Raw genomic sequence first — 12,160 nt, forward strand, 5'->3', positions numbered from 1 at the left:
GGCTGCACGATGATCGTTCGTCCTGCGGACCTGACTCCGCTGACGGCGCTGGCGCTGGGTGTTCTTGCCGAAAAGGCTGGCATTCCCGCCGGGGTCCTGCAGATCGTCACCGGCAAGGCGCGCGAAATCGGCGCCGAGCTGACGAGCAATGAAACGGTGCGCAAGCTCTCCTTCACAGGATCCACCGAAGTCGGTCGCCTGCTGATGGCGCAATGCGCGCCGACCATCAAGCGCATCTCGCTGGAACTGGGCGGCAACGCGCCGTTCATCGTCTTTGACGATGCCGATCTGGACGCAGCCGTCGATGGCGCGATGATTTCCAAATATCGCAATGCGGGACAGACCTGTGTCTGCGCCAACCGCATCTATGTGCAGCGCGGAATTTACGACAAGTTCGCTGAAAAGCTCGCGGCGAAGGTCAAGGAACTCAAGGTCGGCAACGGTACGGAGCCGGGCGTCGTCATCGGGCCGATGATCGAGCCGAAAGCCATCACCAAGGTCAAGGCCCATATCGATGACGCCCTGTCCAAGGGAGCGAAGCTCATCACTGGCGGCAAGGAACTGGGTGGCCTGTTCTTCGAACCGGGCGTGCTGACCGGCGTGACCGCCGACATGATCGTGGCCAGGGAAGAAACCTTCGGTCCATTGGCCCCGCTCTTTGCCTTCGACACGGAAGAAGAAGTCATCGCCATGGCCAATGACACGATCTTCGGGCTGGCAGCTTACTTCTATACGGAGAATTTCAGCCGCGCGATCCGTGTGAGCGAGGGGCTGGAATACGGCATGGTCGGCCATAATACCGGGCTCATTTCCAACGAAGTCGCGCCGTTTGGTGGCGTGAAGCAGTCGGGCCTCGGTCGTGAGGGCTCCAAATACGGCATCGATGAATATCTCGAAACCAAATATATTTGCAGCGCCTACAAGCGTTAGCAAAAGCCGGTTTCCAGTCCGTTCCCGAACTGTCCGGTGCAAAGCAATATCAAAGAGGATGGCGCGCATTGTTCGCGCCATCTTTTTTATCTATAGACGGTGTAATCGCTAATATGGCTTTCGCCGAAGATAATCCGGAAAATATATGCTGCGCCGCCTTTACGACTGGACGATTTCGCTTGCCGCAAGAAAATCCGCCGAATGGTGGCTGGCCATCATCGCATTCGTGGAAAGCTCCGTCTTTCTCGTACCCGCCGACGTCCTGTTTCTGCCGATGGCGCTAGCAAGGCCGGAGCGCGCCTGGCGCTACGCCTTCATTGCCACGGTTTCATCCGTCCTCGGCGGCATTGCAGGCTGGTATCTGGGCTATCACGCCTATGAACAGATCGCCAAGCCGGTGCTCGAAATGTACGGCAAGCTCGACACGTTCGAGCAATTGCGTGGCACGACCAGCGCCGACGCGATCCTGTTGATGCTGATCACCTCCGGCCTCGCGCATCTGCCGCCAATAAAGGTGGTGACGATCCTGTCCGGTGCAGCGGGCATCAATATCTGGCTGTTCATCGCATCGGCGATCGCGGCGCGCGGCGCACGCTTCTTCTTCCTAGCCTGGCTGCTGCGCCGCTATGGCGAACCGATCCGCCATTTCATCGAAAAGCGCCTGGGCCTGATCGCAAGTGTGGTGGCGGTTGCCCTGATTGCGCTGTTCTTTGCTGTGAAATACCTTCACGCCTGAGCGGTTCGCCCAAACTCGGTCAAAATGAACTGCTTGGAAACAAGGCAGATTTTGCGCTTAGATATATCCAGAGCACCTTTTCAGGGAAACCCACATGGCGTTTGCACTCAATAATCCGGTCGGCAAAACACAGGCATGGACCGCGGGCATAATGACCATCGGCCTTGCCGCAACCGTCGGCACGGCGCTGGGTTTCGAACATCTGGCTGGCTTCATGCCCTGCAAGCTCTGCCTCGAACAACGCACGCCTTATTATATCGGCGTTCCGGTTCTGGCGGCGGCGCGGGTCTCCTACGGCCTGAAATGGCCCCCGATCCTGACGCGCGGCCTGATTCTCATCGGCGCGCTGCTGATGACCTATGGGCTGGCGCTTGCGATCTATCACACCGGCGTCGAACTGAAATACTGGCCCGGCCCGATCGATTGCAGCGCCGCGACCATGAAGGTCACGCTGGATGCGGGCAATCTTCTGAGCGACCTCAATTCCACGCGCCCGCCCGCATGCGATAGCGCGCCGGGCCACTTCCTCGGCCTGTCCTTTGCCGGATGGAACGTCGTCGCAAGCCTGCTCTTTGCAGCGATCGGCTACTACGGCGCTTTTGCGAAAAGTGGGAAGTAAGAGCGGAAAACTATAGGAATCAAGGCTCCAGTTCGACATCCCAGTACAGAAAATCGAGCCAGCTGTCGTGCAGATGGTTGGGAGGGAAAAGGCGTCCGTTATTGTGCAGATCCTGCACGGTCGGCATGACCGGCTTCTGGCGCGGCCACATATGCGCGACGGCGGGCATCATGCCGCCCTTGCGCAGATTGCATGGTGAACAGGCGGCGACCACATTTTCCCACGTCGTCTCGCCGCCATGGCAACGCGGGGTAACGTGATCGAAGGTCAGGTCATGCGGCGACCCGCAATACTGGCACTCGAAACGATCACGCAGGAAGACATTGAAGCGGGTGAACGCGGGATAACGCGGCGGCTTCACATAATCCTTCAGGCAGATGACGCTCGGAACGCGCATGGAAAACGATGGCGAGGAAACGATGTGATCGTATTCCGCCACGATATTCACGCGTTCAAGAAACACCGCCTTGATCGCATCCTGCCAGGACCAGAGCGAGAGGGGATAATAGCTGAGCGGGCGATAATCCGCGTTCAGAACCAGCGCGGGCAAGCCACTGGTCGAGACGGTTCTGGGCGAGACGGCAACAGTCAAGGGCGCACCTCCTTCAGAGCAACTCCGAAAAAGGGCGAAATGGCTCTCCATGCGGAATTGCGCTTCTCATCGAAGCGCCGCGCGTCCATTTGGGCGCAACAACGACGCTCCAATCTCATGAAGACGGTGCGGCGATGCGCAGACAAATCAAGCTTCTGCGAATCGAAATACCGTCATCAGCCGATGTGGATAATGTAAGCCCGACGTGACAGGATTGTGAAGCGGAAACGCATTTATGCTTCGGGAAACACGCAAGATTTACAGAAGCGGCGCAGCCTCGCGTCCCTTGATAGCGGCATAATAGGCCCAGAACAATCGCGCCGCCACGCCACGCCACGGCGCCCAGTCTTCCGCAAGCTTGCGAAGCGCCACTGCATCGGGCCGGGTCTCGTGCGCAAAGGCATGGCCGACCGCCGTCTGCAACGCCACATCGCCCGCCGGAAACACGTCCGGATGACCGGCGGCAAACAGCAGATAGACCTCCGCCGTCCACGGGCCGATGCCCTTGATCGCCGTCAGAGCCGCGATCGCTTCCCCGGCAGGGAGTTCGCAAAGCCCGTGCAGGTCGAGGCCATCCCGGGCAAGCGCTTCGCTCACAGCCAGAAGCGTTCTCTGCTTTGGCCGCGAGAGACCGGCAAAACGCCAGGCCTCCTCCCCGCCCGCAATATAGGCTTCCGGCGTCAATGGATCGATTGCCTGTTTCAGACGCGCCCAGATCGCGGCCGCGCTGGCCGTCGATACCTGCTGCGCGACAATGATCGAGGCGAGACTTTCAAACCCCGGTTCGGACCGGCGCAGCGGCACCGCATGGGAGCGGCTGCGAATATCGGCGAGCCGCGTATCGGCCAGAACCAGCGCCTCCAGCCCGGCTTCAATATCGCTCAATGTATCGATCCGCCGCATCCCCTGGCCTTTCATTTCTGCGACGGGCACCGTACCAATGGAATCAGATGACAATCAACTGACATCGGCAACTGACCCGGCAACAGACATTGAACCTGCCATGACCCAACCCGTCTTCCGCTTTGCTCCCAGTCCCAATGGCCAGTTGCATCTTGGCCATGCCTATTCCGCCCTCCTGAATGCGGATATGGCGGCAAAGAGCAACGGACGTTTTCTGCTGCGCATGGAAGATATCGACACCGCGCGCTGCACACCTGCGCTGGAGCAAGGCATTTACGACGATCTTCGCTGGCTTGGCCTGACATGGGAAACCCCTGTCCGCCGCCAGTCGGAGCATTTTGGCGAATATCGCAATGCCCTCACCAAACTTGCCGACAAGGGCCTCGTCTATCCTGCCTTCCTCAGCCGGGGCGAGGTTCGCGAGCAGATCGGCGAAGCTTTCGCCAAGGGCGAGGAATGGCCGTCCGACCCGGACGGGACGCCGCTTTATCCGCAGGGCGAACGCGATCTGACCGAAAAGGAACAGATGGAGCGCATCGCTTCGGGCATGCCCTATGCGTGGCGGCTCAATATGGACAAGGCGCTTGGGGCAATTGCCGCCGCAGGCGAACCGCTGTTCAAGCCCCTGACCTGGAATGAAAGCGGTGCGGGTCCGGAAAATGAAACGGGATGCGTCGTCGCCGACCCCGCACGCTGGGGCGACGTGGTGATTGCGCGCAAGGACACGCCGACCAGCTATCACCTTTCCGTAGTGGTGGACGATGCCCTGCAAGGCATCACCCATGTGGTGCGCGGGCGCGATCTGTTTCACGCGACATCCGTGCACCGGCTCCTGCAGAAATTGCTCGGCCTGCCGGAACCGCTCTATCACCACCATGATCTGGTGCTGGGCGACGACGGATTGAAACTGTCGAAAAGCCGCCGGGATACCGCGCTCGCATCGCTGCGCGAACAGGGCTTTACCCCAGACGATATCCGCGCCAAGTTATCGCTATAGAAGCTATTTTCGCCGCAGCGTCACAGATGATGTGCCCGCGCCCCGATTGACGAACGCACGTCAAAGCGGTTCAAAGGCGGCATGACGGCTGGCACTGAAGAGTGCCGGCGGCGATTTTGTTTATTTTGAAGGAGGCGGAGCCATGGTTTCTCAGAAAGCCGGTAATTACGTTGAGATAGAAGGCTTGCGCGTTGCCCCCGAACTGGTGGAATTTCTGGCCAAGGAGGCTGCGCCCGGCACCGGTGTGGAACCGGAAAAGTTCTGGAAGGGCTTTGCCGCTATCGTCCGCGATCTCGCACCGAAGAACCGCGCCCTCCTCGCCAAGCGCGACGACCTTCAGGCCAAAATCGACGCCTGGTACAAACAGAACCGCGACAAGGGTTACACCCAGGCCGACTACCAGCAGTTCCTGAAAGACATTGGCTACCTCCTGCCGGAAGGCGGCGAGTTCAAGGTGTCGACCGCCAATGTCGATCCGGAAATCGCCCATATCGCCGGTCCGCAGCTCGTCGTTCCGGTCATGAACGCGCGCTATGCGCTGAACGCTGCCAATGCGCGCTGGGGTTCGCTCTATGATGCGCTCTACGGCACCGATGCCATCTCCGACGCCGATGGCGCGGAAAAGGGCAAGGGCTACAATCCCAAGCGCGGTGAAAAGGTTATCGCCTGGGCGAAGAACTTCCTCGATGAAAGCGCCCCCCTCGCCTCTGGCAAATGGGCCGACGTCGCCGGTCTCTCCGTGAAAGACGGCAAGCTTGAAATCAGGCTCGCCGACGGTTCGGCAACCGCACTGAAGGATGAAAGCCAGTTCAAGGGCTATAATGGCGATGCCGCCGCCCCGACGAATGTGCTTCTCGCCAAGAACAACATGCATGTCGACATTGTCGTCAATGCGGACCACCCGATCGGAAAGACCGATCCGGCGCATATTGCCGACATGGTTCTGGAATCGGCCATCAGCACGATCCAGGATTGCGAGGATTCCATTGCCGCCGTCGATGCCGAAGACAAGGTTGCGGTCTATCGCAACTGGCTCGGCCTGATGAACGGCAAATTGGAAGACACGTTCGAAAAGAATGGCAAGCAGATGACCCGCCGCCTCAATGGCGACCGCAGCTATAAGGCTGCCGATGGTTCCACGCTGACGCTCAAGGGCCGTTCGCTCATGCTGGTGCGCAATGTCGGCCACCTGATGACCAACCCGGCCATTCTCGATGCCGAGGGCAATGAAGTGCCGGAAGGCATCATGGATGCTGCCTTCACCAGCCTGATCGCGCTGCACGATATTGGTCCGAACGGCCGCCACATGAATTCGCGCGAAGGTTCGGTCTATATCGTCAAGCCGAAGATGCACGGCCCGGAAGAAGTGGCTTTCGCCAACGAGCTTTTCACCCGCACGGAAGAAATGCTCGGCATGAAGCCCAACACCCTCAAGATGGGTGTGATGGACGAAGAACGCCGCACGACCGTCAACCTCAAGGAGGCGATCCGCGCTGCCAAGGATCGCGTCGTCTTCATCAATACCGGCTTCCTTGATCGCACCGGCGACGAAATCCATACTTCGATGGAAGCTGGCCCGATGATCCGCAAGGGCGACATGAAGCAGGCCGCATGGATCGGCGCTTACGAACAGTGGAATGTCGATATCGGACTGGAATGCGGCCTTTCCGGCCACGCACAGATCGGCAAGGGCATGTGGGCGATGCCCGACCTGATGGCCGCGATGCTGGAGCAGAAGATCGTGCATCCGAAGGCCGGCGCGAACACTGCATGGGTGCCGTCGCCGACCGCTGCCACGCTGCATGCGACTCATTATCATCAGGTGGACGTTGCCAGCGTTCAGGAGAAACTGAAGAGCCGCCCGCGCGCCAGGCTGGACGATATCCTGTCGGTGCCCGTCGCAACCCGCCCGAACTGGACGCCGGAAGACATCCAGAAGGAAATCGACAACAACGCACAAGGCATTCTGGGTTATGTCGTGCGCTGGGTCGATCAGGGCGTCGGCTGCTCCAAGGTGCCGGACATCAACAATGTCGGCCTGATGGAAGACCGCGCAACGCTGCGCATCTCCGCGCAGCACATCGCCAACTGGCTCCATCATGGCGTCGTGACCGAGGCGCAGGTGATGGAAACCATGAAGCGCATGGCAGCAGTCGTCGACAAGCAGAACGAAGGCGATCCGCTTTATCGCCCGATGGCGGCGGACTTCGACAAGTCCATCGCCTTCCAGGCCGCCTGCGATCTCGTCTTCAAGGGCCGCGAACAGCCGAACGGCTACACCGAGCCGGTCCTGCATCGCCGCCGCCTAGAGTTGAAACAGGCGTCCTGATATTCATCGCCTCCTCCCCCTCATCCTGAGGAGGTGTCCTGAGCGCAGCGAAGGAAACCGTCTCGAAGGGCTGAGGGGGGCGAGCGACCCGGCGGCAATCTTGCTGCCCAAACCGCTCGGTCAGGATTGTCGTGCGTTTCCCTTGCGAGGCTTCGCTCAGCACCTCAGGATGAGGGAAGAATGCGCTTGCCAGATGGATGCAATTGTTGACGGCGGGAGAAATCCGGCCGTTTTCTTTTACATCGTGGATCAAGAGGACTATTTCAGTAAAACCTATCGCTATCGACAAGGCCCCCGCAATGAACCTCCTCATCCGCCACGCGACAGAAGCAGACCTCCCCGCCCTGCTGGCCATCTACAATGATGCCGTCGAAAACACGCTTGCCATCTGGAACGAAACGCTTGTCGATCTGGAAAACCGCCGCGAATGGCTGAAAGCCCGCAACCGCGACGGCTTTCCGGTGCTGGTTGCCGAGCGCGATGGCGCTATACTCGGCTATGCGAGCTATGGCCCGTTTCGCCCGTTCGAGGGCTTCCGCCATTCCTCCGAACTTTCGATCTATGTGGCGAGCAATGCCCGCGGCGGTGGCATCGGACGCGCCCTTTTGGCCGAACTTGTGGAGGAAGCGCGCGAGCGCAAGGTGCACGTGCTGGTTGCCGGCATCGAGGCTGGCAATGCCGCGTCCGTCGCCTTGCACAAATCGCAGGGTTTCGAGGATTGCGGCACGCTGAGACAGGTCGGCCAGAAATTCGGGCGCTGGCTCGATCTGACCTTCATGCAGAAGATTCTCTGAATAGTAATGTTCAGGAAAGAGCGCAGCTGGTCATTGCCCTGCTGCGCTCTTTTTGTTTATACAAGCGTATTCGCAAGGACCCGGTGAAAGCCCGGGTGGCTCTTCTGGCCGCCTATCCGCCAGACAACGCAACAACATCCCCCATTTTTACAATCGGCCATGTTGATACGGGCATTCCTGTCCGTTTTCTATTTGCGGAAAATTCAATGACACGTCTTGCTGCCTACCGCCGCGAGTGGTTCTCCAATATTCGCGGCGATATTCTTTCCGGCATCGTCGTAGCACTTGCCCTCATTCCGGAAGCCATCGGCTTTTCGGTCATCGCAGGCGTCGACCCCAAGGTCGGTCTTTTCGCCTCCTTCGCCATTGCCTGTGTTTCGGCCTTCACCGGCGGACGTCCCGGCATGATCTCGGCTGCGACCGCCGCAACCGCAGTTGTGATGGTCTCGCTCGTCAAGGAACACGGGCTGCAATATCTCTTTGCCGCCACCATCCTGATGGGCATTTTGCAAATTCTTGCAGGGTTTCTGAAACTGGGCCGTTTGATGCGTTTCGTTTCACGCTCGGTCATCACCGGTTTCGTCAATGCCTTGGCGATCCTCATCTTCATGGCGCAGTTGCCCGAACTCATCCATGTCCCGGTCCAGACCTACTGGATGATCGCAGGCGGTCTCGCCATCATCTATCTGTTCCCCCGCGTCACCAAGGTGATCCCCTCGCCGCTTGTCGCCATTGCCGTGCTCACCACGCTTGCCTGGACGACCGGCATGGATTTGCGAACCGTCGGCGATCTCGGCGAACTGCCCTCCGCACTGCCGGTCTTCGCCCTGCCGCAGGTGCCGCTGACGCTGGAAACCCTGCAGATCATCCTGCCCTATTCGATCACGCTTGCGGCAGTCGGTCTGCTCGAATCGCTGATGACCGCCCAGATTGTCGATGACATGACGGACACGACCAGCAACAAGAGCCAGGAATGCATCGGTCAGGGCACCAGCAACATCGCCTCGGCGCTGATCGGCGGCATGGGCGGTTGCGCCATGATCGGGCAGTCGGTCATCAATGTTTCCTCCGGTGGTCGCGGAAGGCTGTCGACCTTCGTTGCCGGATCTTTCCTGCTGTTCCTGATTCTGGTTCTCGACGATCTGGTGCGCATCATTCCGATGGCGGCGCTCGTGGCAGTCATGATCATGGTCTCCATCGGCACCTTCTCGTGGCGTTCAATCCTTGACCTGCGCCGCAATCCGCCATCCTCCTCCATCGTCATGCTGGCAACCGTTGTTACAGTCGTCTCCACCCATGACCTGGCCAAGGGTGTTCTGGTGGGCGTTCTGCTTTCCGGCGTGTTCTTCGCAGGCAAGGTCGCCAGAATGTTCCGGGTAAGCGAAACCGCGAGCGCGGACGGAAGCGAACGCGTCTATACGGTGGAGGGCCAGATTTTCTTCGCCTCGGCGCAAAACTTCATCGCAGCTTTCGATTTTTCAACGCCTGCACGCAAGGTCACGATCGATGTCAGCCGCGCTCATCTGTGGGATATCACCTCGGTCGGCGCGCTCGACAAGGTGGTACTGAAATATCGCGCCAGCGGCACGGATGTTTCGGTGATCGGCTTCAATGAAGCAAGCGCCGACTTGATCGACCGGTTTGCCGTCCACGATAAGGAACCCGGTGCCGCAAAGCTCGCGGCACACTAAGCATATATCCCAAAACCGGTTCCCACTTTGGGATAAAGACATGCGCAAAAGAAAGGGCCGCTTTCGCGGCCCTTCTTCTCAGTTCGGCTGTGGAACGGCAGTCCCGGTCGAAAGCTCCGTCAGACCGATCTCGCCTTCGACCTGATCGCTGCGGGCCATCAGGTAGAGGCCAAGCCCGCAGGTCAGAACGGCGATGAACACCAGATACCAGGCGTGGGCCATTGGGTTGACCGCCAGAAGCGAGGTCACGATCACCGGCGTCAGACCGCCAAAGACCGCATAGGAAACATTGTAGGAAAACGACAGGCCCGAGAAGCGCACCGGCGCCGGGAACGCGCGTACCATCACATAGGGAACCGCGCCGACCATGCCGACCGAAAGCCCCATTACCGCATAAAGCGCGAAGAGGACGGGCAGGGAAACCCCCGCATAGGTGTAGAAGACGAAGGTCGCGACACCGAAGAAAATGCCTGCAACGGCGAAGAAGCGCCCGCTGCCGATCCGGTCCACGATAGCGCCTGCGGCAACCGTGCCGAACATCAGGAAAAGCGTGCCGAAGCTTGTGGCGGCGAGCGATTGCAGCGGCGTGTAACCGTAGAGCTTCTGCAGGAAGGTCGCGGTCATCAGCGTGGTGACGACGATGCCGGCCGACAATATCCATGTCAGCAGCACGGAAATGACGACACCATGCATATGGTTGCGCAGCACCGTGCCGAGCGGCAGCTTGTCCTTGAGCAGATGGCTGTTCTTCATTTCGGTGAAGATCGGCGTTTCCGCCAGCCAGCGGCGCAGGTAAACGGCAAACAGCCCGAAAATACCACCGATGAAGAACGGAATGCGCCACGCAAAGGCGGACAGTTCTTCCGGCGTGAAAATCCAGTTGATGGCAGTCGCGATCAGCGAGCCGATCATGATGCCGAGCGTCAGGCCCGAGCAGAGGAACCCGCAGGCCATGCCGACGCGATTGGCCGGAACGTGTTCGGCCACGAAGGTCCACGCACCCGGCACTTCGCCGCCAATGGCAGCGCCCTGCAACATGCGGAAGACGATCAGCAGGATCGGCGCACCGACGCCTAGCGTCGCATAGGTCGGCAGGCAGGCCATGGCCAGCGTCGAGATGGACATGAGAAAGACAGAGAAGGCGAAGACGCGCTTGCGGCCGAACTTGTCGCCGAAATGTGCCAACACGATGCCGCCCACGGGGCGCACCAGATAGCCGGCTGCGAAAATGCCGAAGGTCTGGATCAGCACCAGCCAGTCCGGCATGTCGGGCGGAAAGAACAGATGGCCGATGACGCTGGCAAAGAACACGAAGATGATGAAATCATAAAACTCCAGCGCGCCGCCAAGGGCCGAGAGGCCGAGCGTGCGGAAATCCTGCCGGTCAAGCGGACGCGGACTATTGCTTGTGTGGAGATTCGTCGATGCCATCGATTCGCTCTCTTCTGATCGGGTCGCTGATATGATGCCCCTCATTTCCGGGCCGGGTTTTAATGCGCCAATTGTGTCCGCACTGCAAGACTTGACTTCCGGATGCCGAGGCATATTTTAGAATCATTCTAAACTTTGGATTCCCAGGATGCTCAGCCGATTCTTCCGCAATGACCGCCGTCCCTTCGATTCGCTTTCCGAACAGGAAATTCTGGCGCTCGCCATATCCTCCGAGGAGGACGATGCGCGCATCTATCTCGCTTATGCCGACGGCCTGCGCGACGAGTTTCCGCAATCGGCCAAAATCTTCGAGCAGATGGCAGCGGAGGAACATGGCCACCGCGATGCGCTGATCGAACGTCACAAGGCCCGCTTCGGCGATCGAATTCCGCTGATCCGCCGCGAGCATGTCAGCGGCTATTATGATCGCAAGCCCGACTGGCTGGTGCGTCCGCTTGGCATCGACAAGGTGCGCGAAGCCGCATCGGAAATGGAAGAACAGGCCTATCGCTTCTATGTCGAGGCGGCCAGGCGCGTCAGCGACGCGGACACACGCAAGCTGCTGGGCGACCTCGCCCAACAGGAAAAGCAGCACGAAGCCAAGGCTGAATCGCTGGAAAGCACGCTGACGCCGGATGACGTGCAGGACGAGGAGCGCGCTGCCGAACGCAAGCAGTTCATCCTCACTTATGTCCAGCCGGGCCTCGCGGGCCTGATGGACGGCTCCGTATCGACGCTCGCCCCGATCTTCGCCGCCGCCTTTGCAACGCAGGACACGTGGCAGACCTTTCTGGTCGGCCTGTCGGCCTCGGTCGGCGCCGGTATTTCGATGGGTTTTACCGAAGCGATCCACGACGACGGCAAGCTGTCGGGTCGCGGCTCACCGGTCAAGCGCGGCCTGTCCTGCGGCATCATGACGACGCTGGGCGGCCTCGGCCATACCCTGCCCTACCTGATCCAGGATTTCTGGACCGCCACAAGCATTGCCGCGATTCTGGTCTTCTTCGAGCTCTGGGCCATCGCCTTCATCCAGAACCGCTATATGGAAACACCATTCTTCCGCTCGGTGCTTCAGGTGGTTCTCGGCGGCGCGCTGGTGCTGGCGGCGGGCATATTGATCGGCAGCGCCTAGGCTTCG

Annotated in this window: 11 protein-coding genes and 1 other annotated feature (1 of these 12 only partly in view); of the genes, 8 read left to right on the top strand and 3 right to left on the bottom strand. The window is 59.8% G+C overall.

Annotated elements, in window-relative coordinates:
- From OINT_RS09830 to OINT_RS09840, 3 genes are all read left to right on the top strand, one after another.
- Positions 1-930, top strand: the 3' portion of a protein-coding gene (locus tag OINT_RS09830; protein ID WP_006467645.1) for an NAD-dependent succinate-semialdehyde dehydrogenase. 522 nt of this gene lie to the left of the window's left edge; only the last 930 of its 1,452 coding nucleotides appear in the window; its start codon lies beyond the left edge, outside the window; its stop codon occupies positions 928-930.
- A gap of 145 nt (positions 931-1,075) precedes the next feature.
- On the top strand, positions 1,076-1,666 hold the full coding sequence (locus OINT_RS09835) for a YqaA family protein (RefSeq protein WP_006467646.1): 591 nt from the start codon (positions 1,076-1,078) through the stop codon (positions 1,664-1,666).
- A 94-nt stretch (positions 1,667-1,760) separates the two neighbouring features.
- Entirely contained in the window at positions 1,761-2,285 is a 525-nt protein-coding gene (locus tag OINT_RS09840) for a disulfide bond formation protein B (protein ID WP_006467647.1), read from the top strand.
- A 19-nt stretch (positions 2,286-2,304) separates the two neighbouring features.
- On the opposite strand, the gene OINT_RS09845 is transcribed toward OINT_RS09840, so the two are convergent.
- Both OINT_RS09845 and OINT_RS09850 read right to left on the bottom strand, forming a co-directional pair.
- Positions 2,305-2,877: an HNH endonuclease gene (locus tag OINT_RS09845; protein WP_006473253.1), complete on the bottom strand. Its 573-nt coding sequence runs from the start codon at positions 2,875-2,877 to the stop codon at positions 2,305-2,307.
- Positions 2,878-3,135: 258 nt separating this feature from the next.
- Complete coding sequence (locus OINT_RS09850; protein WP_025090934.1) at positions 3,136-3,780, bottom strand: DNA-3-methyladenine glycosylase family protein; 645 nt, start codon at positions 3,778-3,780, stop codon at positions 3,136-3,138.
- 100 nt (positions 3,781-3,880) lie between these two features.
- Between OINT_RS09850 and gluQRS the strand changes: the two genes are divergently transcribed.
- The 4 genes from gluQRS (at position 3,881) to OINT_RS09870 (ending at position 9,591) form a co-directional block, all read left to right on the top strand.
- Positions 3,881-4,777: a tRNA glutamyl-Q(34) synthetase GluQRS gene (gene gluQRS, locus OINT_RS09855; protein WP_006473251.1), complete on the top strand. Its 897-nt coding sequence runs from the start codon at positions 3,881-3,883 to the stop codon at positions 4,775-4,777.
- 142 nt (positions 4,778-4,919) lie between these two features.
- The gene (locus OINT_RS09860) at positions 4,920-7,106 is read left to right on the top strand and encodes a malate synthase G (protein WP_006467651.1); all 2,187 of its coding nucleotides are present in this window, start codon (positions 4,920-4,922) and stop codon (positions 7,104-7,106) included.
- Between the two features lie 299 nt (positions 7,107-7,405).
- On the top strand, positions 7,406-7,900 hold the full coding sequence (locus OINT_RS09865) for a GNAT family N-acetyltransferase (protein WP_006473249.1): 495 nt from the start codon (positions 7,406-7,408) through the stop codon (positions 7,898-7,900).
- Between the two features lie 73 nt (positions 7,901-7,973).
- Positions 7,974-8,029 (top strand) — a sequence feature (sul1 is cis-regulatory element that is thought to sense ions involved in sulfur or methionine metabolism; They are found in Alphaproteobacteria).
- A 77-nt stretch (positions 8,030-8,106) separates the two neighbouring features.
- The gene (locus tag OINT_RS09870) at positions 8,107-9,591 is read left to right on the top strand and encodes a SulP family inorganic anion transporter (RefSeq protein WP_006473248.1); all 1,485 of its coding nucleotides are present in this window, start codon (positions 8,107-8,109) and stop codon (positions 9,589-9,591) included.
- A gap of 78 nt (positions 9,592-9,669) precedes the next feature.
- Here OINT_RS09870 and OINT_RS09875 read toward each other — a convergent pair whose 3' ends face one another.
- Complete coding sequence (locus OINT_RS09875; RefSeq protein ID WP_006473247.1) at positions 9,670-11,022, bottom strand: MFS transporter; 1,353 nt, start codon at positions 11,020-11,022, stop codon at positions 9,670-9,672.
- A gap of 148 nt (positions 11,023-11,170) precedes the next feature.
- Here OINT_RS09875 and mbfA point away from each other — a divergent pair, with 148 nt between their 5' ends.
- Positions 11,171-12,154: an iron exporter MbfA gene (gene mbfA / locus OINT_RS09880; RefSeq protein WP_006467655.1), complete on the top strand. Its 984-nt coding sequence runs from the start codon at positions 11,171-11,173 to the stop codon at positions 12,152-12,154.
- The last annotated feature ends 6 nt before the right edge of the window (positions 12,155-12,160 follow it).

Origin of the sequence: Brucella intermedia LMG 3301, assembly GCF_000182645.1 — a bacterium.
GTDB lineage: Bacteria > Pseudomonadota > Alphaproteobacteria > Rhizobiales > Rhizobiaceae > Brucella > Brucella intermedia.